Annotated in this window: 20 protein-coding genes; 11 read left to right on the forward strand and 9 right to left on the reverse strand. The window is 42.5% G+C overall.

Features of this window, described 5'->3' with window-relative positions:
* The first annotated feature begins 42 nt into the window (after nucleotides 1-42).
* On the forward strand, nucleotides 43-981 hold the full coding sequence (locus RMZ41_RS19400) for an alpha/beta fold hydrolase (protein WP_322643220.1): 939 nt from the start codon (nucleotides 43-45) through the stop codon (nucleotides 979-981).
* A 129-nt stretch (nucleotides 982-1,110) separates the two neighbouring features.
* On the opposite strand, the gene RMZ41_RS19405 is transcribed toward RMZ41_RS19400, so the two are convergent.
* From RMZ41_RS19405 to RMZ41_RS19435, 7 genes are all read right to left on the reverse strand, one after another.
* Nucleotides 1,111-1,761, reverse strand: a complete 651-nt coding sequence (locus RMZ41_RS19405; protein ID WP_322643219.1) for a sigma-70 family RNA polymerase sigma factor — start codon at nucleotides 1,759-1,761, stop codon at nucleotides 1,111-1,113.
* Nucleotides 1,762-1,994: 233 nt separating this feature from the next.
* Nucleotides 1,995-3,368, reverse strand: coding sequence for a DUF2330 domain-containing protein (locus RMZ41_RS19410; RefSeq protein ID WP_322643218.1), 1,374 nt, complete (start codon nucleotides 3,366-3,368; stop codon nucleotides 1,995-1,997).
* 1 nt (nucleotide 3,369) lies between these two features.
* A complete protein-coding gene (locus RMZ41_RS19415; RefSeq protein ID WP_322643217.1) occupies nucleotides 3,370-4,308 on the reverse strand; it encodes an RnfABCDGE type electron transport complex subunit D in 939 nt (312 codons plus the stop codon).
* A gap of 121 nt (nucleotides 4,309-4,429) precedes the next feature.
* The gene (locus RMZ41_RS19420) at nucleotides 4,430-5,692 is read right to left on the reverse strand and encodes a lactate racemase domain-containing protein (protein ID WP_322643216.1); all 1,263 of its coding nucleotides are present in this window, start codon (nucleotides 5,690-5,692) and stop codon (nucleotides 4,430-4,432) included.
* A 3-nt stretch (nucleotides 5,693-5,695) separates the two neighbouring features.
* Complete coding sequence (locus RMZ41_RS19425) at nucleotides 5,696-6,532, reverse strand: SDR family oxidoreductase (RefSeq protein ID WP_322643215.1); 837 nt, start codon at nucleotides 6,530-6,532, stop codon at nucleotides 5,696-5,698.
* A gap of 187 nt (nucleotides 6,533-6,719) precedes the next feature.
* Nucleotides 6,720-8,138, reverse strand: a complete 1,419-nt coding sequence (gene uxaC / locus RMZ41_RS19430) for a glucuronate isomerase (protein ID WP_322643214.1) — start codon at nucleotides 8,136-8,138, stop codon at nucleotides 6,720-6,722.
* 263 nt (nucleotides 8,139-8,401) lie between these two features.
* A complete protein-coding gene (locus RMZ41_RS19435) occupies nucleotides 8,402-9,436 on the reverse strand; it encodes a LacI family DNA-binding transcriptional regulator (RefSeq protein WP_322643213.1) in 1,035 nt (344 codons plus the stop codon).
* A 165-nt stretch (nucleotides 9,437-9,601) separates the two neighbouring features.
* Between RMZ41_RS19435 and RMZ41_RS19440 the strand changes: the two genes are divergently transcribed.
* The 10 genes from RMZ41_RS19440 (at nucleotide 9,602) to RMZ41_RS19485 (ending at nucleotide 22,252) form a co-directional block, all read left to right on the forward strand.
* Complete coding sequence (locus tag RMZ41_RS19440; protein WP_322643212.1) at nucleotides 9,602-10,087, forward strand: gluconokinase; 486 nt, start codon at nucleotides 9,602-9,604, stop codon at nucleotides 10,085-10,087.
* 137 nt (nucleotides 10,088-10,224) lie between these two features.
* A complete protein-coding gene (locus RMZ41_RS19445; protein ID WP_322643211.1) occupies nucleotides 10,225-10,548 on the forward strand; it encodes a DUF1815 family protein in 324 nt (107 codons plus the stop codon).
* Between the two features lie 621 nt (nucleotides 10,549-11,169).
* Nucleotides 11,170-12,066, forward strand: a complete 897-nt coding sequence (locus tag RMZ41_RS19450) for an inositol oxygenase family protein (protein ID WP_322643210.1) — start codon at nucleotides 11,170-11,172, stop codon at nucleotides 12,064-12,066.
* Nucleotides 12,067-12,629: 563 nt separating this feature from the next.
* Nucleotides 12,630-13,625, forward strand: coding sequence for an ABC transporter substrate-binding protein (locus RMZ41_RS19455; RefSeq protein ID WP_322643209.1), 996 nt, complete (start codon nucleotides 12,630-12,632; stop codon nucleotides 13,623-13,625).
* A 136-nt stretch (nucleotides 13,626-13,761) separates the two neighbouring features.
* Nucleotides 13,762-14,784 (forward strand): ABC transporter substrate-binding protein, encoded by a 1,023-nt coding sequence (locus RMZ41_RS19460; protein ID WP_322643208.1) that lies wholly within the window; start codon nucleotides 13,762-13,764, stop codon nucleotides 14,782-14,784.
* Between the two features lie 388 nt (nucleotides 14,785-15,172).
* Nucleotides 15,173-16,729 (forward strand): sugar ABC transporter ATP-binding protein, encoded by a 1,557-nt coding sequence (locus tag RMZ41_RS19465; protein WP_322643207.1) that lies wholly within the window; start codon nucleotides 15,173-15,175, stop codon nucleotides 16,727-16,729.
* On the forward strand, nucleotides 16,726-17,724 hold the full coding sequence (locus tag RMZ41_RS19470) for an ABC transporter permease subunit (protein WP_322643206.1): 999 nt from the start codon (nucleotides 16,726-16,728) through the stop codon (nucleotides 17,722-17,724). The genes RMZ41_RS19465 and RMZ41_RS19470 overlap by 4 nt, the downstream gene beginning before the upstream one ends.
* A 38-nt stretch (nucleotides 17,725-17,762) precedes the next feature.
* On the forward strand, nucleotides 17,763-19,223 hold the full coding sequence (locus tag RMZ41_RS19475; protein ID WP_322643205.1) for a sugar porter family MFS transporter: 1,461 nt from the start codon (nucleotides 17,763-17,765) through the stop codon (nucleotides 19,221-19,223).
* 239 nt (nucleotides 19,224-19,462) lie between these two features.
* Nucleotides 19,463-20,509, forward strand: coding sequence for a Gfo/Idh/MocA family oxidoreductase (locus tag RMZ41_RS19480; protein WP_322643204.1), 1,047 nt, complete (start codon nucleotides 19,463-19,465; stop codon nucleotides 20,507-20,509).
* Nucleotides 20,510-20,638: 129 nt separating this feature from the next.
* A complete protein-coding gene (locus RMZ41_RS19485) occupies nucleotides 20,639-22,252 on the forward strand; it encodes an iron uptake porin (protein ID WP_322643203.1) in 1,614 nt (537 codons plus the stop codon).
* Nucleotides 22,253-22,428: 176 nt separating this feature from the next.
* On the opposite strand, the gene RMZ41_RS19490 is transcribed toward RMZ41_RS19485, so the two are convergent.
* Both RMZ41_RS19490 and RMZ41_RS19495 read right to left on the reverse strand, forming a co-directional pair.
* Nucleotides 22,429-23,838: a family 2B encapsulin nanocompartment shell protein gene (locus tag RMZ41_RS19490; RefSeq protein ID WP_322643202.1), complete on the reverse strand. Its 1,410-nt coding sequence runs from the start codon at nucleotides 23,836-23,838 to the stop codon at nucleotides 22,429-22,431.
* A gap of 104 nt (nucleotides 23,839-23,942) precedes the next feature.
* The gene (locus RMZ41_RS19495) at nucleotides 23,943-25,352 is read right to left on the reverse strand and encodes a family 2B encapsulin nanocompartment shell protein (RefSeq protein ID WP_322643201.1); all 1,410 of its coding nucleotides are present in this window, start codon (nucleotides 25,350-25,352) and stop codon (nucleotides 23,943-23,945) included.
* Nucleotides 25,353-25,379: the final 27 nt, after the last annotated feature.

Here is a 25,379-nt window from a genome sequence, read left to right on the forward strand (position 1 = left end):
TTAGCCTACAATTATTAAAGCTACTTAACAATTCTTTGAATCATGCAGGCAACAACAGCCCCCTCTACAACCCCAATTCCTGGTAAATATTGGCAGTGGCGCGGGCACAACGTTTACTATGTGCGTGCGGGAGAGAAGCAAGGGCAACGTCCGCCTTTACTTTTGGTACATGGATTTGGTGCTTCCACAGACCACTGGCGCAAGAATATCACAGGATTGTGTCAAGATTTTGAAGTATTTGCGATCGATCTTTTAGGATTCGGGCGATCGGCAAAGCCAAAATTGCAGTACAGTGGCGACTTGTGGCGCGACCAACTCCATGATTTTATTAGTGAAGTAATTGGTCAAAAAGCAGTATTAGCGGGTAATTCCCTTGGTGGCTACGCTGGTTTGTGTGTCGCAGCCCAACGTCCTGATAGTGCAGCTGGTTTAGTTTTGCTCAATAGTGCCGGGCCTTTTAGTGAAAGTCAGCCCACACCTGAGCCTGAAGCTTTACAATCAGAAATCCAGCCTCCCAAACAATCAGCTAATTTGCAGAAACTTCTTGGTGACAGTACTAAGTGGATTTTTCAACAACCTTTAGCCCAGTTTTTGTTATTTCAATACGTGCGACAACGTTGGGTAATTCGCCAAACCCTAGAAAAAGTTTATCTTGACAAAACTGCCATTACCGATCAATTAGTAGAAGAAATTTCTCGCCCTGCTAACGATCCTGGTGCGTTGGATGTATTTGTTTCAGTCTTTAGCACTCCTCAAGGGGAAAAAGTTGATGTGCTACTAAAGCAATTAACTTGTCCTCTACTAATGTTGTGGGGAGAAGCTGACCCTTGGATGAATGCTAGAGAACGTTCCCAAAAGTTTCGTCAATATTATCCTGAACTCACAGAACACTTCTTAACAGCCGGTCATTGTCCCCATGATGAAATACCTGATAGAGTAAACCAACTTTTGGGTGATTGGGCTTTGTCTATCACTAATTAATACAAACCTCTCCTCGCCTTTAACTTTATTTAATTCAACTTTGTCCCTCTTTGAATTAAACAATTAGATCCCCGACTTCTTAGAGAAGTCGGGGATCTAAGCCTTACTTTATTAACGTAGGAGCAATATTTAAAACAATCCCTCAGATTCAGCGAATTTGCGTAAACGTGGTATACATTGGCGCTGATAAAAACTGCTTAATGTTGGAATTGACAAGTCAAATTCCTCAGATAATTCTTTCCAGCTAACTTCTGGGGGTAGACGTTTAAGAATTAACACCTGACAATTTACATCTGGTCGCCCTTTAATACAAGTACGGCAAAGTTCACCTTCAGAATCTGTCCTAGCCCATGTCTCCAACTCTTCCAAAATGGGAGGTGCTTGGGGGGCGGCTGGAAGGTTATCTATAGGATCAATTATTTCACTTGTTCCACCCGATGTAGACTGACGAACCCGAAGAGGAACTGTTGTAGCTTGTTCACGGTTCTGGTTAATGTAAAAGTCCTGTATTCTCCTTTTTAGATAAGCATTTAGCCAAGTAATGACACTGCCATATTTGGGGTCATAGGTTTGACCTGTTAAACCTTCACAAACATTGCGGCAGAAATACAACCAAGTTTGTTGTAGTGCATCTTGATAGTAGGGAGTACTTTCCCTCCAGAGTCTATTTGCTGTCAAGCGAATAATTTGCGTGAGCAGCTTTTGACGCTGAGGACTTCCAAGTGGGTGTCCACAGGCTTCGGTAACTAAGCGGCGTAGCTGTTCATCGAATTGAACCATGACAATGTTGGGGAACAAAGAAAGCGAGAATATCTTAGTATTGCGTATAACAACCCTACAAAAAATTACCTTTCGTCAAGATTGGGAATTGGGAATTGGGGATTGGGCATTGGGGATTGGGCATTGGGGATTGGGAATTGGGCATTGGGCATTGGGCATTGAAAAGAGGCAGACGGGAAAACTAATCTCCCTGCCCCCTGCCCCTGCTCCCTTGCTTCTTCCCCATTCCCCATTCAATATAATCCCAGCCAAGAAAATAAATTTTCCCACCAAGAATATGTCAGATTACCAACACTCAGTTTCATTTTGTTGCGAATGTCTTGAATTTTCCAGTTGGTTAGTTTAGCCAGAGTTTGCGCCTCTTGTTCAAAACGCTTAGGCAAAGACCGCTTATATTCTCTACCCGCCTGACATTTGGATTCCCCTTCAAAGGGATGTTGTAAAACATAACGCCCTTGGAAAAATTCACTGTTAGCAGTTTGTTGGAATATCAGGTCTTCAGGGAATTTGTCGCGGGTGTAACGGACATGCAATCGCGAGATGAAGACATCACTTCTAGGAAAGGGACGACGAAAGCTTGGGGATACTGGTACACTACTTTCAGAATTATCATCTAGCCAAAATACGCCTGCTTGCTTGAGTTCTTCTTGGGTTAGAGGATCGGCTGAACAGGGATCGCAACTACCCATATTCCAAGCGTATTCCAAAAAACCAACTTTCCTGTCTTCTTTGGTGTAGGCAGTTTGAAACATTGATTTGTAGAATTCACCAAATTCATCTTTGACAAACAAGGGAATATTTTGATCGGATGGGATTTTCACTGTCCGATAATTAGTGATTTCTGCCTGTCCTTGGGGTGAGAGAATGTAGACAATCAAATCTTGCTCTGTCGTGGCATTGATCATACCCAAACGAATTGGCAGCATAAATTTGGGTGACTGGTAGGAAATTTGTAGCGGACGAAGAAACTGATAGCCAGACTTCTCGAATTTATCTAAGTTGACTTTGGCAACAAAGAATTTCATTGAGGAGCGGATGTAGGGTTTGAGTAACTGTTTCGCACCTCTAGGAATTTTGTAACCATTGCGTTGGAGCCAAGTTTCTAGTCCGCCAGATTCTTTAGCACTAAGAATCACGATGTCGTATTCGCCGACGTTGAAACGTGCTTCGACTGTTACACCCAAACTGCGATCGCCTCTTGCATCCTCCGCCTCACTTCTCGCTGCTGCTGGCGCTGGTGCTGATAACTCTTGGGGGTAAACTGGGGCACAAGGATCTGGATCAAAATATTCTACCAATCGCGGGGCACTAAAAGCATCTAAGCGTTCGATAATCTTGGGTTCAGTAACGCGAACTTGCTCTTTTTTTACCACCGTTGGCACTGGTACTACCATTGCAAAATCTTTGACTTCGCCTTGAAAATCATTTGCCATTGTTAAGACGGTGCGATCGCCATCTCGCGCTATCACCACCTGAGAAGCTTTGTTATACAGTTTTGTATCAGCTTTAGCTACATAAAATCCACAAAATGCCCAAGCTGCTGGTGCAAAGCAGAAAACAGCTACAATTGTCAATACTAATGGCGTTAAGAGTCGAAAAAATTTCATTTTATACCTCTGTATTTTTAATTAGAGACGCGATGAATCGATTAGACGTGATGAATCGATTAGACGCGATGAATCGCGTCTCTACAAGAGGCACTTCTCCTGTTTCTTTATCTGCCTCTTGCCAAGAGAACCTCGGGGCTAACCAGAGAACATCTATCAGAATGGTCAATGGCGCAAGGGCAAACAGTGCCCAGAAAACTGCTGTGGAAATAAAGAAATAATTTCGCAGGATAAAAGTTAATCCGGCGATGCAGATTGCCCAAACTACCCGCCCAATTCGGGAATTGGGAATCGATCGCGGATCTGTAATCATAAATAGGGCAAACAACAGCAAAGATCCGCTCATTAATCGGTGCCAGTAAACATCCCAAGTCCAACCCAGCCAGAGATTACGAATCGCCTCTAGTAAGGAATAGGAACCCAAAAAGGCTGCTGTGGTGTCCCAGCGACCAACGCGCTGCAAAATCATGCCGCCAGTGCCGGCAAATAATAGCCCATACCACCACTCCTCACCCCATTGTCCCGGTGAAACCCAAGCATCGGGGGTGAGAATCAAAGCAGATATGATGCCGAAATTGGTGGGATTGAAGAAATGCTTATCGCCGATTTTGAAGATAAACTTGCTAGCGATCGCAATTATTGCGGCTATTGCCATTGTCGTCCAGTGATCAGCCCGCAACAATAAGCCCAGCCCCAAAGATGTAATTAAAGCACTGCGAAGATTTGCCATTGGTTTTTTGTCATTTGTCATTTGTCCTTTGTCATTTGCTAATGACCAATGACCAATGACTGATGACAATATCAATTGAGTCACAAGACTGGTGGCGATCGCTACCCCAATTAATTCTGGTCGCAGCGTCCAATCTCGTGTACCAATTCCCAATATTAGGAACAAGCCGAGAAAAAGAATTTGATAATCTCGTATATCTTTGAGCAGCATTAATCCTTAAATTCCGGGATTACCCGTAGATTTTTCATCAATCTATACGAGTGCTAGCTCAAATAGTAATGCTGTTACAGATTTTGTTACAAAGCTACTCTATGACAGAGCGATCGCTCTGTCATAGAGTAGTTATCCGATACAACATCTCCCCAGCTTTCGGCACAAGCAAGATCCCTTCATCTTCACGGTTAGCCCATTCTGTAGGTCGAATGGTAGCCGGATCTCGATAGTTCAAGTTATGAGCAGCACAGCGTTCAGCAGAAATACCAGTGGCTAAAGTAACACGAATACGTGCTTGTTCGCCTTTTATAGCATCAAATGTACCCATACCTTTTAAGTGAGTACTATGAGCCAGCACTCCACCGGGGTAGGCTTTAAATTTATCCCACTGTTTGAGGAAGTAGTCACGCACATGATAGCCAATTTGGGATAGGATTTCGCCGTGTGTATAGCTAAACTCGGTAATGTGAGGAGCATATATAATTACTTCGCCTCCGTCGGCCACTACTGGTTCTAGCTTGTACATTCCTTTAGCGGCTGTCCAAATGTCATCATACATTTCGGGCATTACTGAAAGCACTTGTTTAAAAGGCTTATCTACATAAGTAATATGCAGTTTGGCGGATAATTTTGCCGCAGCTTCCCAGGCTGGCTCTGGTTTATCTATATAAAGTCCTGCTAGCTGATTTGTTTTAGGTGCAACCACCATCGCCAAGCAAAGTTTCGGGGTAGAAATCAGGTTAGCGGCTCGGTTAATTAACTGCCGAACTGGTGTTATTCCCGATGTTCCAATGATTTCATAACTGGTGATTAAAGCACCCAACCAGTGGGATATATCAATTACTTCCTGACCACCAATACCAGGGAAAAAGTATTTATTTCCACCAGAAAAACCGACAACTTCGTGGGGAAAGACGGGGCCGCAAATTATTATTAAATCGTACTGGTTTACAAGCTTGTTAACACGAACTTCAACGGATTGATGTAGCATTCCTCGGCTAATCTCTGCTATCTCATCCGCTGAAATTACTCCACAAGAAATAAAAGTATCTGGCTCATTCCACAGGTGGTTAAAGATGCAAACTTTTTTAAAGGTTGTCTCTCGCTCCTCTGGTGTCACCCCTATTAAGTGATTGATTTGCTCTTGACTCATGGGATTATGTGTACCCAGAGCAATCAAAAAATCCAGAGCCGCTACCCTTTTACCTAACTCCTGATGCAGTAATCGAAACATTTGTGGGATGGGAGCAGTGCGGGTACTATCTGGAATCAATACTAGGATACGCTGTCCATCTAACTGACGGTCTGCTAAAGCTTGATGAACTAGCTCAGAAACTTGCTCGTCGGAAAGTGTTCCGTTAGTTACAGCTAGTGAATACATAAATTAAACTCCACTGTAGATACTAAATCCACCGTCTACCGGCACGACTACCCCATTGATGAAACTAGAACCAGGGCTACATAACCAAATCAAAGTGCTGAGTAATTCGTCTGGTTTTCCAAAACGTCCGGCGGGAGTATGCTCGATAATTTTTTGCCCGCGTTCGGTCAAACTGCCATCTGCATTTAGGAGTAAATCTCGATTTTGTTCTCCAATAAAGAAACCTGGCGCGATCGCATTTACTCGCATTCCATCCCCATACTTTTGGGCGAGTTCGACGGCTAACCAACGAGTAAAGTTATCTATCCCGGCTTTAGCAACTGAGTAGCCAACCACGCGGCTAATGACTCGGATAGCAGACATAGAAGATATATTGACAATACAACCGTGGGGCTGTTTTTTTTCGACCATTGCTTGACCAAAAACTTGACTGGGGAGGAGAGTACCGAGCAAGTTTAGGTTAACTACTTCTTGAAAAGCCGCGTGTGGCATATCAAAAATAGTTGCATCAGGGGTAATTGTGGCAGCCGGAATATTACCGCCAGCCGAGTTTACCAGAATGTCTATTTGACCCCAGCGCTGTATAATTTTATCTCTGGCTATTTCTAGTTGGGAGCGATCGCTAACATCTGCCAGTACAGCCATACTTTCTCCACCGTTGGCGGTAATCTCTGCTACTACTGCTTGTGCCCGTGCTTCATTGCGACCTAGAACTACTACTCGCCCTCCAGCAAGGGCTAAACCTCGCGCCATAGCTCCACCAAGTACGCCTGAACCGCCTGTAACTACTGCTACTTGCTCTTTTAGGCTAAAAAGTTTATTCAAAATAAAATCTGACATCTTGTTTCAATTCGTAATTAAAGAATCAATATTAGGACTAGCCCTTTCAAGGTCGGTAAAATTTTGGTTAAGCTCTTTACTCTGTGTTCTCAGCGCCTCTGTGGTTAAATAAATTTCTTTTAAACCGCAGAGACACAGAGAGCGCTGAGAAAAACAATCTTAATAGCTTGATTTTAGAGAATTGGTGTTAGTCCAATTTGTAAGCACGCTTAGCGAGGTCGTAAGCTAAAGCGCGGGCAATATCATACCCTTCCTCTTCATCAACTAATCCCCGTGTTACCAATCCGGCTAACCAGTTACAAGCTACCCGTCGCCAAACATTATGACGAGCCGGAATAGAAACGAAAGCGCGGGTATCATCATTAAACCCAGCAGTATTGTAAATTCCGGCAGTTTCCATTACCTGATTGAAGTAGCGTTCCATGCCATTTACGCTGTCGTGAAACCACCAAGGCGGGCCGAGCAAGACAGTAGGATAATGACCAGCTAAGGGAGCGAGTTCTCGACTATAAGTGCTTTCATCCATGCCAAAAAGAATTAACCGGAAGCGCCCGTCGTTCCCGTATGCTGACAACAATGGGTGCAGATTTTGAGTCCATTCTATTTTGAGCGGAATATCACCACCTTTATCAGATCCAAATCTTTCAAACAGAACTGGGTTATGGTTTCGCATAACGCCACAATGCATTTGCATTACCAAGCCATCTTCTACACTCATCCGAGCCATTTCCATGAATATATGACCGGTAAACTGCTCCACATCTCCTGGATTCAGTTTGCCGTTTAATGCTCTTGCAAAGATAGCTTCTGCTTCCTGCTCGGAAAGGCGTGTGGTATAAGGCGTAGCTGCACCTTGATCGGTAGCTGTTGCACCCATTTTTTTAAATATTGCCCGACGTTCTTCTAAAGCTTGGATAAAAGTAGCGTAAGTGCTAATTTCTCTACCCACACTGCTTTCCAGTTTGGTCAGATTTTCTCGCCAACCAGGAGCATCTAAATTAACCACTGCATCTGGTCGAAAAGTCGGTCTAATTTGAGTAAAACCTTCTTGGTGGAGCGATCGCTGATTCTCTAGGTTATCACTGGCTGCATCTGTAGTACAAAGCACTTCGATATTAAAGCGTTTGAATAAAGCACGAGGGGAAAACTCAGGTAAGGCTAATAAACCTTCTAGATAATCATAGATACGTCCAGCATTACCAGAATTTAAAGGTTCATCTACCCCAAAGACATTAGTTAATTCGTCTTTTAGCCACAATCCTGATGGAGTACCCTGGAATAGATAAAAATGTTCGGCGAACAATTGCCAGATTTTCCGGTGGTCAGTTTCTGCTGGTGCATCACGTGTAGCTATCCCTAAAGCTTGCAAAGACACACCCCGACTATAAAGCATCCGCAAAATGTAGTGGTCAGGAATAATAAATAATTCGGTTGGGGAACCAAAACGGGCTGCTGGATTAGCTAACAGGGCTGGATCTACGTGGCCGTGTGGGCAGACCAAAGGTAATGCAGATATGCTATCAAAAAATTGATGGGCTAGTTGTCTTTGAACTGGTTCTTGAGAAAAACAGCGATCGGGAGATAAAGCCAGTTTTTTAGTTAACATATTAACGCTCTTTTATAAGTATCACGAAATAAAATCAGAAACCTTTCTAGGACTTACGCATACTCTACGAATTCTCGGCATTCTTCTCTAACGAGACGCTGCGCGTTCACGTAGTGTCTCGTTAGAGAAGGCGACTTGGCGGTATGCCTCCGGCACGCTACGCGAACGATAATTTAAGCTTTTTGGCAATTTTTGCGTAAGTCCTGCTTTGTTGTCATTAGTCTTTAATTACGAATTACGTTAGCGTAGCGGGGCGAAGCCCATTACGAATTACGAATTATTAATGCACTACTACCACGCTCTACTAGAAAAGGAGATAAAACGCGGTTTTCCACAGTTTTTTCTTCTAATAAGTCGAGTAACATTTGCATGGCATAGCCACCAATTTCTAACATCGGCTGGCTGACTGTTGTCAGTGCTGGCGTAACGTAACTACCTAAAGCAATACCATCAAATCCAACTAGGCTTAAATTTCGTGGTACTAAAATACCTAATTCTTGACAAGCTAACAGAGCGCCAACCGCTACCATATCGTTGTAACAAAAGATGCCTGTTACTTCAGCAGCTAATAGTTTAGATAGCATATTTTGTCCGGTGGCGACATCGCTGATTCTGGTATTATATTCGTCACTAATTGAAACCCAATCAGGATTTTGTGGTAAACCAGCTTCAGCAAGAGCCATTTTATATCCTTCTAGGCGATCGCGGTTCGACCTGCTGCGATCGCCTACACCCAAATATCCAATAGCGGTGTGTCCCAAACTTATTAAATGCTCTGTGGCTAACCTAGCACCTAAGCGATCGTCTATTGCTACTGAGTGAAATATTTCAGATTGATCTTCAGTCTGGCTATTAATCAGAACTGTTGGTATAGCAATTTGGGTTAGTTGCTTTGTATGCTGTTTACTAATTCGTGAGTCGGCTACTAATATTCCGTCAACTCTGCGGCGATGAAAGGTATCAATAGCTGCCATTTCCTGCTCAAAATCTCGGTGTGAAGCACTTAACAAAACACTCAAGCCGGCTGGTCTGGCTATCTGTTCAATTCCGTGTACTACCTCAGCAAAAAAGGGATCTGCGATAGAAGTGACTACTACACCAATGGTATTAGTACGTTTATTTTGCAAGCTTTGAGCAATAGCATTTGGCACATAGTTCATCTCCTGCGCCAGTTGCTTAATTTCTTCTCGCACTTTCGGGCTAATGAGAGCATTATCTCGCAAAGCACGGGAAACTGTGGAATGAGAAACACCTGCTCTCCGAGCAATATCTTCAATTGAAATTCTTCGTTTATTCATTTTTTAGTTTAGATTTTAAAATAATGCACACGTGTGCATTTATATGTATTATAGAAAATAATGGTTATTTGTCAAGAGAATTGAATACAACTTACATTTGCATACAAAAAACTTAGTAGTTTTACCCCTTACCCTTTACCCTTTACCCTTACCTCAATAACTAATATGATTATCATCGTCATGGGTGTATCCGGTTCTGGCAAAACGACCATAGGAAAACTGCTAGCAGACTCATTAGACTGGGAGTTTAGTGATGCTGATAGTTTCCACTCGCCAGAGAATGTTGAAAAAATGCGACGCGGTATCCCGTTGACTGAAGCTGACAGGATGCCTTGGTTGCAAGATTTGCAAACAGCTATAAAACATTGGCTGCAAGAAAATAAAAATGTCGTGCTGGCGTGTTCGGCTTTAAAAGACAGCTATCGGCAATTTTTGGTATCGGATAGGGAGCTTACTAAACTAGTGTACCTGAAAGGGCCTTATGAATTGATTCAAGCGCGGTTGAAAGAGCGTAGCAATCATTACATGAGCGAAAAACTCCTCAATAGCCAGTTTGATACTCTCGAAGAACCATTAGATGCCATATCTATGGAGGTTGCACAACCACCCCAGATAATTGTCCAGAACATTAAAACGGCTTTGAAGATTTAGCTTATTGGTTGCAACTGCAAGATTAAGATTAATTACGTTTTTACTAAAACCCCAACTTTTGGCAACTAAATACGTCACCTGTAAGTCTCAAGAATCTTTAAAAACAACCACATAACTGTAGTAATAGGAGAAAATTAGTGTTTCTAAGATTAGCGCAACAACATCAAGAATTCATTCAAGACTTGGTGATAAACCTGCAAGCCTTGAGAATTATACTTGAGCGGCGTGGTTATTCTGCCTCATGTTACACGTGCGGCAACCAAATGAAGAGTGCTTCATTTATGGTTAGCCTGCGAGACAAGCATCTAATTCGTTTTGTAGTGTCTGATTACGGAATTACTTGGATGGAATTATGGGAGGATCGCGAATTAATGAAGTTGGAGGGTGCAGAAGCAGTAAAACAACTTCAAGAGTTAGCTAATATCGTCAAGCATTCATCTACCATAGAATTGACAACGTAATATTTCTCAAAGTAAAGCCGATAAAAAAATTAACATATATTTTACTAATATGTGAATAACGTCATTTATTCAAAAATCTATCCAACAGGTGAATCGTTTACAGGACAATACAGTTCAGTCAAGTATTTCTTTCTTCTCTTAGCGTCCTTAGCGTCCTTTGCGGTTCGTTAAAAAAATTGACTTTGGCAAAAAGTTTTAACCTTAACTGAACTATATTGATTAGTCTATAGCACTCATATTTGATTTTTGAAAAAACTCAATACAACAAAAAGAGCCTTCTTTCCCCTTGCTTCTTATCTTTGAAGCTAAATTAGTATGGCTACGCCAAGGTGTGCGAACAAAAATTAAAGCAAATTCTTTAAGCATAAATACTTAGCCTAAAATCTGCGTTCTATATTTCGCGTACTTTATCAATCTTTTAACTAATTCTGCTCCGAGTAGATTGTAAAAAACACTTTACAAAGAGTTTTGTATACAACTGCACAAATAGAAAAGAAACTTAACACATGTTTTTGCACACGTGTGCAAAAATAAGAATAAGTCAAAAACAGGTTTTGCACACCTGTGCATAATATTGCGAAAACCCGATTTAAAAAATCAATATCGACGAGTAACAAGAATATGTCTCAAATTCTCAAGAATTCCATCGAACAAGATCAATACAATCCGTTACATTCGCTAGAAGAGTGGGAAGAAGATTTACTTAATCGTTATCCCGATCCAGATAGCATAGTTAAAGAAGGTAAAACCACCGAAGAGTACAGGAATTACGAAACCCCTACCAGAGACACGGTAAAAGAATTTTATCGGTTAAATCATATTAATCAAACATATAATTTTGTTCTTGAGAAAGAAAAGAATTTTCTCAAGTTTGATAAAAAAGAAATGTCTGTTTGGGATGCAGTCGAATTTTTGAATCAATTAGTAGATGATTCAGATCCCGATACAGATATGGATCAGTTACAGCATCTATTGCAAACATCAGAAGCCATTCGTGCTGATGGTCATCCTGATTGGATGGTACTTACCGGCTTCTTTCACGATATGGGGAAGGTACTTTGTCTATTTGGTGAGCCTCAATGGGCTACCGTAGGTGATACTTATCCTGTGGGTTGTGCATTCTCTGATAAAATTGTTTTTTCAGAATTTTTTAAAGAAAACCCTGATTACAATAATCCCAATTACAACACTAAATATGGGATTTACGAGCCGAATTGTGGATTGATTAATGTACACATGTCATGGGGTCATGATGAGTATTTCTATCAGATAATGAAAAACTATTTACCTGAACCTGCATTGTATATGCTTCGCTATCACTCATTTTATCCTCAACACCGCGAAAACGCATATAACCATTTGATGGATAATAGCGATCGCGAAATGTTTAAATGGGTTAAATTATTTAATCCTTACGATTTGTATTCGAAAAACCCTACTCCTCCTGATTGGCAAAAGTTAAAACCATACTACGAAGATTTAGTGGCTAAATATTTACCCGCGACGTTAAAGTTTTAAACTGCTAACACTCGCTAACTAACTCTTGCTGGTAATCTTCAAGCTAAATTATGATATTTGGATCTAATGACATTAAGTTTTTTTAAGTACATTTGAACTTTAAAAAACTTAATATTTCCAAATACTAGAATCTCACAAGTTTTAACTAAAGATAGATTAAAAAATCTTTCTTCGTTCTGTAAAATTCAATAAAGAAAAATCATTTTTGTACTAAGGAAGGATAAACTAAGGCAAAGACAAGCATAAGTTATCAAGTTAAATAATATTCTTTTCTAGAAACTTTGTTGAAAAGATAGTTTTATTTCAGGCATATAAAAAAGCATTTTCATCAACAAGCAAATTTTATGACGTAGTCTAGCTGTCATAGCTTTGCTGTAAAAATAAAACATCTATCTGGTGTAGGGTAATTAATAGCAGCAAATAACATCAGTTACAAGATGTTAAATAAAAGTTGAAAATGCCAAAGCCTGTAGGAATATTAGATTGTGTCCGAGCTTTTTAGACATATTTAATATTCTGTTGAACTTTATCAAATTTAAATTCCTTGTTAAAAATAGACAAAGATGAAGACACTTTTGCTCATAACTGGCATATTAAGTTTCGCTGTTGTTGGTTGTACAAATAGCGTTCAAAATAATAGCTCTACTACTAATACTGCTACAAACACTAGTTTAGAAACTACAGTTAATAGTCCAAGTAAAAAATTACAAACAATCGGTGTCGCCTTGGGTGACTTGGGAAACCCTTTCTATAATGCAGTGCAAAAGGGTGCAGAGACAGAAGCTAAGAGAATTAGCGGTAATATTAGAGTCAATGCAGTTTCCAGTGGCTTTGACTTGAACCAACAAAGCAACCAAATTGAAAATTTTACTGCTGCCAATACTGATTTAATTATCCTCAGTGCTGTTGATAAAAAAGGAGTTAAACCAGTAATCGATCAAGCAAGACTGGCAGGTAAGGTTGTCATTGCCGTAGATTCAGCCGTTGATGCAGATGTAGATGCAATGATTAGCTCTAACAATATCCAAGCTGGTGAAGTTGCTTGTCAATATATTGCCGATCGCCTCAAAGGTCAAGGTAGTGTAGTCATTCTCAACGGTACACCGATGGATTCAATCAATCAGCGAGTTAGTGGCTGCGAGAAATCATTATCCAAATATCCTAATATCAAACTCATCTCTAAAGACCAAAACGCCGAAGGGACAAGGGATGGAGGATTGAGAGTGATGAGTGATTTACTCACAACCTTTCCTAAAATAGATGCCGTTTTTGCCACGAACGATCAAAGCGGTGTCGGTGCAGACTTAGCAGCTAGACAAGCAAGACGCAAAGAATTTTTTATTGTTGGGGTTGACGGTTCGCCAGATGCAACCAAAGCAATGGAAGACAAAGATGGTGTATTTGCTGCAACTGCGGCGCAAAATCCCGCAGGTATGGCCGAAAAAGCAGTTCAGATTGGTAACGACATCATCCAGGGTAAAAAACCTGAGTCATCTGACATTCTGATTCCAGTCAAATTGGTTACTAGAGATAACCTCAGCAGCTACAAAGGCTGGTAAGAATAATTCGTAATTCGTAATGGGCTTCGCCCCGCTACGCTAACGTAATTCGTAATTACAACACACGGAGAAAGGCTTGAGAGACAAGGGTTACAATACTTGACTCTGTTTTTAGACATTTAGGAGATAGATAACTATGAAAAGGATTGCGATCGCAGCTAGCATACTAGGTATCATCAGTGGTAGTCTTGTCGGCTGTACAAATGCTTCTCCCGATGGCAATAGTGCTACTAATACTGAGACAAAACCCGTTACAAATACTAGTGCAGAGACTAAAACTGCCACTGGGAATTCAAAATTGCGATCAGTAGCCTTTACAGTTGGCGATTTAAGTAACCCTTTCTTTGTCCTCATGGGACAAGCAACTGAAGCAGAAGCTAAGAAAATTGGCGGTAAAGATGTCAATGTAACTGTAGTTTCCAGTGCTTACGATCTAAATCAACAATCGAATCAAATTGAAAATTTTACTGCTTCCAATACTGACATTATTATCGTCAATGCTGCTGATAAAAGTGGTATTAAACCAGCAATTGAAAAAGCAAAACAAGCAGGTAGAGTTGTCATTGCTGTAGATACAGGTGCAGAAGGAGGCGTGGATGCCACCATCACTACTAATAATGTTCAAGCTGGAGAAGTTAGTTGTAAATATATTGCCGATCGCCTCAAAGGTAAAGGCAATGTAGTAATAGTTAATGGCCCACCAGTGGACTCAGTAATTCAGCGAGTTAGTGGCTGCGAGAATGTTTTGTCCAAATATCCCGATATCAAAATCCTTTCCAAAAACCAGAATGCAGAGGGTAGCCGGGATGGAGGACTGAGAGTGATGACTGACTTGCTAACAACCTTCCCGAAAATTGATGCAGTTTTTGCCATCAACGATCCGAGTGGAGTTGGCGCAGAACTAGCAGCAAACCAAGCACAACGTAAAGATTTCTTTATTGTCGGAGTTGATGGTGCGCCAGAAGCAATCACTGCGATCGCAGCTAAAGATAGTATATATGCTGCAACCGCCACTCAAAATCCGCGAGGGATGGCGGAAAAAGCAGTTCAGGTTGGAAACGACATTTTAAATGGTAAGAAACCTAGCAATCCTACAATTCTGATTCCAGTTAAGCTGATTACAAAAGATAATGTAGGCACAGAAAAAGGCTGGAAATAATAATAATTGTAAATTCACAATTAAGAGTTGTATCTAATGTGAATTGAGTCTTTTGATACATTGACATAGCTTTTGCACATACCCATGATTAATATATGTGCATTTGTAGAAATTTCTGAATATCGGGAGGCAATATTCAGAACTTTCCAAGATAAGTAAAGCAGTGTAAATAATTAAAGGTTTGTAGTGAGGACTTTAGTCCTCAAATGAGGGCTGAAGCCATCACTACAAAATAATCTCAAGGTTTTTTGCATTACTTAAGTTAGTTTAATTTATTCTCACCTACTTACTTAGCAATCGGTTTTTAAAAGATGATTTGAATTTCACATCAGCTTTGAATTTATAACTTTCAATTGCGACTTTTAAATCCTTTTTACAGGAGATGTTCATGACAACAAATATTGAAACCTCATTTCCTGATGCACCAACCACCACCCCTGTATTAGAAATGCAAGGGATTACCAAACGATTTCATGGTGTATCTGCGCTCCAAAATGTTAATCTCACAATTTATCCAGGAGAAGTTCACGCCCTGATGGGTGAAAACGGAGCAGGTAAAAGTACATTGATGAAAATCCTGGCTGGGGCTTACATTGCCGATGAAGGAGAAATTCGCATCAATGGTCAACCCTTGAAAATTACCGATCCGGCGACAGCACGTAAGGCGGGTATTAATCTTATTTATCAAGAACTGAATGTTGCACCTAATTTAACCGTTACCGAAAATATGTTTATGGGTAGCGAGTTGCGGCGAGGTCAGTTTTTAGACCGCAACGCTATGCAACTGGAAGCAGAGCAAGTACTAGAAAGTCTTGGAGCCAATTTTACAGCCCAGACTATAGTTGGTACTTTATCCATCGCAGAACAGCAACAAGTTGAAATTGCCAGGGCGCTGAAAGACAAAAGCCGCGTTTTGGTGATGGATGAGCCAACAGCAGCATTATCTGACCGCGAGAGCGACCATTTATTTGAGGTAATTCGCAAACTACGGAATGATGGCATTGCGATTATTTACATCAGCCATCGGATGGAAGAAATCTATGCTTTAGCTGAGAGGATTAGCGTACTGCGCGATGGTCAATATATTGGCAGTCTGACACGCAGTGAAATTTCTCCACAGCGATTGGTGCAGATGATGGTCGGTCGCTCCATGCAAGACTTTTACGAACATCAACGCCAAATGAATCCTGGCCCCGTAGTGCTGTCAGTCAGAAATATGAGCGATGCTCGTCAGAAGATTGAGCCGGCTAGTTTTGAACTTCATGCGGGGGAAATTCTCGGTTTAGCGGGGCTAGTTGGTGCAGGACGCACAGAACTATCCCGACTGATTTTTGGTGCTGACCGCAAAGCCAGTGGTGAAGTATTCCTGAATGGGATGAAACTGGAAATTAATTCGCCCAGTGATGCCATTGCTGCGGGAATTGGTTACGTCCCAGAAGATCGCAAAGACCAAGGTTTATTTCTGGAGATGAGCGCCCGCAAGAATATTGCCATCAATACACTTAAGCAGGATGCCAAAGCTGGAATTGTTAACTGGCCTTCGGTGAATCGCCTGTCAACAGATGCGGTGGAAAACTTTAATATTCGTCTAGCTAATTTGGAAATTAGAGCGTTGGATCTTTCTGGTGGAAATCAACAGAAACTACTGCTAGCACGTTGGTTAGCCATTAAACCAAGAGTCCTGATGTTAGACGAGCCGACACGCGGCGTAGATATCGGTGCTAAAAGCGAAATTTACCGAATTATGAGCGAATTGGCAGCACAAGGTGTTGCTATTTTAATGGTTTCCAGCGAACTATCGGAGATTGTCGGCATGAGCGATCGCGTTTTAGTGATGCGAGAGGGACAACTAGTAGGCGAACTGGACGGCAGTCTTGGCAAAGAAATCACCCAAGAAAAGATTATGCATTATGCAACTGGAGCATCGGAGGTATCAGCATTATGAGTCAGACAGTCAGACCGCCGGCCAATAAATTAGGCAACAATCCCGCATCCCGCAAGCAAAAATCAATCAGCACTCTGCTAGAGGTTGCTGGTATTTTGCCGATTTTAGTAATTATCTGCATCTTATTTGCATTCCTTTCTCCCAACTTCCTCACCGGCGGTAACATCGTTAATATCTTGCGCCAAGCATCAATCAATATTGTGCTGGCGACAGGAATGACCTTTGTAATTCTCACCGGCGGTATTGACCTATCAGTTGGGTCAATATTGGCTGTTTCTGCCGTAGTCGGACTGCTGGTATCGCTACTGCCGGCTTTAAGTTGGGCGGCTGTACCTGCTGCATTGCTAGCAGGATTGCTTTTAGGCTTAGTCAACGGCGCTCTCATCACCTTCTTGGATGTGCCACCTTTTATTGTGACGTTAGGTTCACTTACAGCCTTACGGGGTGTAGCCTATTTAATTGCTAAGGGTACAACACTGATTAACCGAGACATCAACTTTGCTTGGGTGGGTAATAGTTATGTCGGGCCTCTGCCGTGGCTAGTAATCATTGCACTATTGACTGTAATTGCAAGCTGGTTTGTATTGCGGCAAACTGTTTTAGGAGTGCAGATATATGCCGTAGGTGGTAACGAACGGGCAGCCAGATTAACAGGGATTAAAGTTAATCGGGTATTGCTATTTGTTTATGGTATTAGCGGATTACTGGCGGGTTTAGCAGGAATCATGAGCGCCAGCCGTCTATATAGTGCCAGTGGCTTATTAGGTCAAGGTTATGAATTAGATGCGATCGCAGCTGTTATTCTTGGTGGAACCAGCTTTACAGGTGGTATTGGCACCATTGGCGGCACTCTTCTCGGTGCATTAATCATCGCTATTCTCAACAACGGTTTAACTCTGTTGAACCTATCTTACTTCTGGCAACTAGTCGTCAAAGGTCTAGTAATTATTTTGGCAGTCATGATTGACCGACTCCGCAGACGTTCAAGAAGGTAAAGGGGACTGGGGATTGGGGAGAAAGAATAACTAAATTAATGCCCAATGCCCAATGCCCAATTCCCAATTCCCAATACCCAATTCCCAATACCCAATATATTATGACTACTACTACTCGTCGTAAATCCAACACATTTTATGTCATTTTGATTGCTGGTGCTGCTGCCCTCGGCGGCTTTCTGTTCGGTTTTGACACCGCAGTAATCAACGGTGCAGTTTTATCTCTATCAAAAGCTTTTAACACCAGTAGTTGGGTGACAGGGCTGGCAGTGTCCCTAGCATTACTGGGATCTGCCGTAGGAGCCTTCTTTGCCGGACAGATTGCAGACCGTTATGGTCGAGTCAAGGCAATGGTAGTTGCTTCAGCGTTATTTACTATCAGTGCCATTGGCTCTGGGCTTGCCTTTACTATTTGGGATTTTATCTTTTGGCGAGTATTGGGTGGCATTGGAATCGGTGTTGCTAGTGTTATCGCACCAGCTTACATTGCGGAATGTTCTCCCACCAATTTGCGAGGAAGATTAGGATCTCTGCAACAATTAGCGATCGTAGTGGGAATTTTCATTGCCTTATTGAGTGACTACTTTATCGCTGTATCAGCAGGTTCAGCAGACTCACCGTTTTTGTTTGGGGTTGCAGCCTGGCGCTGGATGTTTTGGACAGCGGTTCCGCCTGCTGTATTCTATGGGATGGTGGCTTTAACAATTCCTGAATCTCCCCGTTATTTAGTTGCCAAAGGACGAGAGCCAGAAGCCGCTAACGTTCTGACCAAGATTTTGGGGGGTGATGTGCTGCCAAAAATTGAAGAAATTCGGCAGACAGTACTTCGTGAACGCCAGCCTAAGTTTTCTGACCTGTTGAGTAGAAGTGGCGGACTCCTGCCCATTGTTTGGGTAGGAATAGGCTTATCTGTATTACAGCAATTTGTTGGGATTAATGTAATCTTCTACTACAGCAGCGTTTTGTGGCGGGCAGTCGGGTTTTCCGAAAAAGACTCCCTAAGCATCACGGTGATTACAGGAGCAGTCAATATTATTACAACATTAATTGCGATCGCCTTCGTGGATAAATTTGGTCGTAAGCCTTTGCTGATAGTAGGGTCAATTGGTATGACCTTGACCTTGGGGACGATGGCTTATGTTTTTGGCAACGCTCCCCTAGATTCTGCTGGAAACCCCGCCCTCACCGGAAGCGCTGGGACTGTGGCTCTAATTGCAGCCAATCTTTATGTATTTTGCTTCGGTTTCTCTTGGGGGCCAGTGGTTTGGGTGTTGCTGGGAGAAATGTTTAATAACAAGATTCGAGCCGCTGCACTTTCAGTTGCTGCTGCCATGCAATGGATTGCAAATTTCCTTATTTCCACAACATTCCCTCCCATACTGCAATATTTCGGTCTAGGTTCTGCCTATGGACTTTATACAATTGCGGCAGCTACCTCATTCTTTTTCATTCTCTTTTTTATTAAAGAAACCAAAGGAATTGAATTGGAAGATATGTAATTTGTATCTACATCGAAACAAAATTCAGGAGTCAGGAGCCAGAATAGGCTAAACCTTAGCTATCCGCTAACAGAATAAATTCTGACCAAAAAAGCGGACAGCACCGCATACATATTATAGAGAACTTCTGAATTCTGGCTTCTGAATTCTGAATTCTGAATTCTGAATTCTGAATTCTTCAACAAAAATATCTGACAACAACTAAATACAAGCTTTCGCTTCAGTCAATCAGTAAAAAGATGGAAACTCTCAATACGGCTCTTTGTTCTTATGGTTTGTCCGGTAGGGTATTTCATGCGCCGTTCATTGATTTGCATCCCGGTTTTCAATTAGCAGGCTCCTGGGAAAGAAGTAAAAAGCTGATACAGGAAGATTATCCGGGAGCAAAAAGCTATCCTTCTTTGGAAGCATTACTAGCCGACGATCGAGTAATGTTGGTGGTGGTAAATACACCAACTTATACACATTACGATTATACTAAACAGGCTTTGTTAGCAGACAAACATGTAGTCGTAGAAAAAGCATTTACTACTACAGTGAAAGAAGCAGAAGAACTGAATGAATTGGCATTAAAACAGGGAAAGAAATTATCTGTATATCAAAACCGCAGGTGGGATAGTGATTTTAAAACAGTAAAAAAAGTGATCCAAGAAGGCTTGCTGGGTGATATTATTGAAGCAGAATTTCAATTTCAAAAATATAAACCAGCACTTAGCCACAAACAACACGTAGAAGTTCCAAGTCCAGGGGCAGGAATATTAAACAATTTAGGGCCGCATTTAATAGACCAAGCTTTGCATTTATTTGGGATGCCTAATGCTATTTTTGCAGACATCCGAATTACAAGAGTGCGATCGCAGGTAGATGATTATTTCGAGTTGATACTCTACTACGACAAACTCCGCGTCAAATTAAAAGCAGGTTTCCTAGTGCGTGAGCCTACACCTGCCTACATCATACATGGCACTAAGGGTTCTTTTCTCAAAAGCGGAGCCGATGCCCAAGAAGAGTATTTAGTAGCAGGTATCAAGCCTAATACACTTGATTGGTATACAGAGCCAGAAAGCGAATATGGCTTGCTGCATACAGAAAAAGACACAAAAATAATTCGGGAAAAAGTAAAAAGCTCACAAGGCAGTTATTTAGGCTATTACGACGCGGTATATAAATCTATTGTTGATAATCAGCCAATTGCTGTTACTGCCGAAGACGGAATTAATGTCATGCAGATTATAGAAGCAGCTATTAAAAGCAGCAATGAGCAAAGAGTCATAGGGTTGCTTTAAGTAACCAAAAACTAAAACTCAAAATATGTAACTTTAATGCTGATTAACTCACAACCTGCAAGCTTTGGTTTGAGTGTAATCTCTTGAGTTACAAAGTCAGAACTCAACCACTTTCAAGTAAATAAGTCAATGCTAAAAATTTGTTTTCATAGCTTTTTTATCCTATTTTTGGCAGTTCCAGCAGTTTGGGCAACACCTCCAGAAGATAATTCTAATGCAGCAGATGCTAATAGGAATTTGCAGGGACAAGTAAATTCTGTTTCCCAGTTTTCTGATGTACAACCAACCGATTGGGCGTTTGGTGCATTGCAATCGTTGGTCGAACGCTACGGCTGTATTGCAGGTTATCCCAATTCCACCTATCGCGGGAACCGCGCCTTAAGCCGTTATGAGTTTGCCGCAGGTTTAAATGCTTGTTTGGATCGGATTAATGAGTTAATTGCCACAGCTACTAGCGATTTAGTTAATAAGCAAGATTTGGCAGTGCTGCAAAAGTTGCAGACAGACTTTGCCGCAGAACTGACTACTCTGCGCGGACGAGTAGATACTATAGAGGCACATACAGCAACGCTAGAGGAGCAGCAATTTTCCACCACCACCAAATTGAATGCTCAAATTATTACCGCCATTAGTGATACCTTTGGCAATAGAGTGGGTGGAGAAAGCGATGACTCCCGTCTCTTTTTTGCAAATCGGGGTCGTCTCAACTTAGAGAGTAGCTTTACTGGTAAGGATTTATTGCGAGTCCGGCTAGAATTTGGTAACTTTGCAACTTCCAATGGTACAAGCCAAATTGCCGCAGCCACAGGCACGGGAATGACACGCCTAAATTTTGACAATGACAGCAACAATACACTGATAATTCCCCACATCCGTTACTATTTCCCCGTTGGTGATTCCCTTTCCTTCGTTGTTGGCCCAACAGGTATTGGTTACAACGACATCACAAACAACATCACTCCTGCGACTATCGGCGATGATGGTAACGGGATTCCTTCACTATTTGGTAAAAACAGCCCTCTCTTTGAGCGGGGTGGTGGTGGTGCAGCCGCTAACTTGAGTATCAGTAAAAACTTGATTCTCACCTTGGGTTATTTAGCTAATAGTCCGAATGTTCCATCAGCGCAAAATGGGTTATTTGATGGCGGTTACAATGCTCTGGCGCACCTAGCATATTACGGCGAACAAGGAGCTATTGGTGTCGCTTACTCTCATGGTTATAACCCTGCTGGGACTGTAGATGTCAACGCTGGGAGAGGCAGCGCCCTGTCAAATGCTCCCTTTGGAAACAACATTGCTACTTCCAATAGTATTGTCGGTGTACAGGGATACTATCGCTTTTCCCCAAATTTCCAGGTTCACTCTTGGGGTGGATATGTCTGGGCAAATGCGAAGAACTCTGGTTTCAGTGATATTTCTAATGGTAGGGGTGGAACAGATTCTCTCTTCGTGAACAACGGTGATAGTGCCAATGCTTGGTTTGGGGCGATTGGGATGTCGTTTCCTGATGTGGGTGGTAAGGGCAACTTACCGGGAATTCTTTTTGGTATACCGCCGCGTGTCTCTAACAGTGATGTCCGTCAAGATCGAGACACAGCTTACCATATTGAAGCATTCTATCGCTACCGCCTGAACGATAATATCTCAGTAACTCCTGGTTTTTGGGTAATTCTCAACCCGGAAAACGATAGTAGAAATGATACGCAGTATGTAGGCGTGCTTCGTACAACTTTCGATTTTTAATCACTTAACCAGCCAAACAGACCTGCTACAGTAAGATTGAAATCTTTGGCAAATTCTGGTACTGCCAAACGTGTTCCTGGTTCATCATAAAAAGCGGCGCTTTGATCTGGCTGGTAAACAAAAACAGATTGTTCTTTAATTTAGTCACTGTAAAAAAAGTCAGGTTTACCCTTCCCTCAGCGCCCAATTTCGACATCTTCCAGGATGCCAAGTGCATCGGGGATGAGAATGGCTGTGGAGTAGTAGGCGGTGACAAGATAAGAAATGATCGCTTTGTCGCTGATACCCGAAAACCGTACAGACAAGCTGGGTTCGTATTCATCAGGGATACCCGTTTTGTGTAAACCTATCACCCCTTGGTTTTCTTCTCCGACACGGAGTATTAAAATAGAGCTAGTACCCTCCTTGGTGATTGGAATTTTGTTACAAGGAAAAATCGGATAGTTGCGCCATGCAGGTACAATCTTTCCATTGACCTCCGTGCTTGGGGAGTAGATGCCACGACGGTTACACTCCCGGCTAAAAGCAGCGATCGCGCGAGGGTGAGCTAGGAAAAAACGAGATTTGCGCCGCCGAGAGAGCAATTCATCAAAATCATCTGGAGTCGGTGGCCCGGTGCGCGTAAAGATGCGTTGCTTGAGATCGGCATTGTGCAACAACCCGAAATCAGGATTATTCAGCATTTCGTATTCTTGCCGTTCCCGCAACGCTTCGATAGTCAACCGTAATTGTTGCTCCGTCTGGTTCATCGGTTCGTTGTAGAGGTCGGCAACTCGCGTATTTACCCGTAAAATGGTTTGAGCGGCGCTTAACTCATATTCCCGTGGACTCAAGTCGTAATCAACAAATGTCCTGGGTAACTCAGTTTCCTGACTATGACCTGCGGCCATGGCGATCGCCGCTTGATTATGCCTATCCTGGGGTTTGCTCAAGATAGCTCTAAAGCGATCGACCTGAGCCTGAAGCGTTGCAGACTGGTTCATCAACTCCCGAAACGCCTGTACCGGCAAAGACAAAACTATGCAGCGCGTAACAGCTTTCAGGCTAACCTCCCAAGTTTCCTGAGATAGAATTATAGCTTCGCCACCAAAACAATCGCCATCAGCTAAGATATCGCGTAAAGCTTCCGTCTCATATTTGCCTGCCTTCAGCTTATTAACTTTACCATGAGCAATTAATAACACCTGGTTAGCTGGTTGACCTTCCTGTACAATTACCTCACCAGGGGCAAATTCCTGTTGTACAAAGCGGTCTGCTAAAGCGTTGAGTACCTCAATATCCTCAAAACCACGCAGTAAAGATAGTTCACAAAGGGCTTGGGGAATGACCCGTACCTGGGCCCCTGTATTGGTAAAGCTGACCCTTCCACTACCGACATCATAAGTCAAGCGACGGTTAACCCGATAGGCTCCACCCTTAACTTGTACCCAAGGCAACATCTGTAACAACCACCTGGGGGTAATGCCTTGCATCTGGGGCGGAGTTTTCGTGGTTTTGGCTAAATTCCGCGCTCCTTTTGTGCTTAAGCTCATCTGGAGTTGCCCGTTTTCTTGGTCTAAATCAGGCCTAATCAAAGCATCTGTCATAAAGTTAACGTTTCATGCAACTAAATTTACATTCCTAAGAGAGAGCATCAAAGAGTAAGAGCGAACGACCGTTCGCCCCTACTTTGGAGAAGATATCCAACTACTTAGAGACCAATTTCTACATCTTCAAGGATGCCTAGTGCATCAGGAACAAGAACGGCTGTAGAGTAGTAAGCACTAACTAGGTAAGAAATAACGGCCTTTTCGTTAATACCCATGAAGCGGACAGACAAACTAGGTTGATATTCATCAGGAATGCCAGTTTTATGCAGACCAACGACACCCTGGTTGTTTGCTCCCACACGCATTAACATAATCGAGCTAGTACGCTCTTTCGTAACGGGAATCTTATTGCAAGGATAGATGGGAATACCACGCCAAGACGGAATTGCACTGTTACCCGTAGGGATAGGGTTGGGATAAAGTCCAAGGGCGTTGCATTGCCGACCAAACGCGGCAATGGTGCGGGGATGAGCTAAGAAAAAGCTCGGTTCTTTCCAAACAATGGAGATCAATTCATCGAGATCGTCAGGAGTTGGAGGGCCGCTGCGGGTAAAGATGCGTTGTTTGAGATCGGCATTGTGTAACAGTCCGAAGTCACGATTGTTAACCATTTCGTGTTCTTGGCGTTCCCGTAATGCTTCAATGGTGAGGCGCAATTGTTCCTCAGTCTGATTCATGGGTTCGTTGTAGAGGTCAGCAACCCGTGTATTGATTTGCAAAACGGTTTGAGCAACACTTAACTCATATTCTCGTGGATTGAGTTCATAATCTGCAAAAGTCCCAGGTAATGCTGCCTCTGCGAGGTGCCCGGAGGTAATATCAATCGAGGCTTCCCCGTATTGGTTTTGGGGTTGGCGCAATTTTTCCCTGAATTGATCCACTTGCGTTTGTAAAGCTTCAGACTGGTTAACCAGGTTTTGAAAAGCTGCTTGAGGCAGAGACAAGATAGTGCAACGGGTAATGGCTGTGAGAGTCACATCCCAAGTATCCTGGGATTGGACTAAAGCGTAGTCGCCAAAATGATCGCCATCGGCTAATACACTCAAAACAACGCGATCGTCATACTTGCCTGCGCCAATTTTGTTGACTTTACCATGAGCAATCAGCAATACTCTATCGGCTGGTTGACCTTCCTGGATGATCACATCACCCGCAGCAAATTCTTGTTGTACAAATTGACTAGCTAAGGCGTTTAACACCTCAAAATCTTCAAATTCCCGAAATAAAGGTAACTCAGTTAGTTCTTGCGGAATGACCTGTATCAGGGCCCCTGTATTAGAAAAGCTGACTCGTCCATCCCCAACTTCATAGGTTAAGCGGCGGTTGACCTGATAGCTACCCCCCACGGTTTCTACCCAAGGCAGTAGTTTTAAAAGCCACCGTGAGGTAATTCCCTGCATCTGGGGTTGGGTTTTGGTGGTGCCTGCCAATTTCCGCGCCGCTTCGGTCTGCAAAGCCATTGGCAGTTGCTCAATTTGATTTTCTAGGGGAGTGTTTGCTGTATTAGTCATGATGAATCTCCATTGGTAATATTTGTT

Origin of the sequence: Nostoc sp. DedVER02, assembly GCF_034530675.2 — a bacterium.
Taxonomy (GTDB): domain Bacteria; phylum Cyanobacteriota; class Cyanobacteriia; order Cyanobacteriales; family Nostocaceae; genus Nostoc.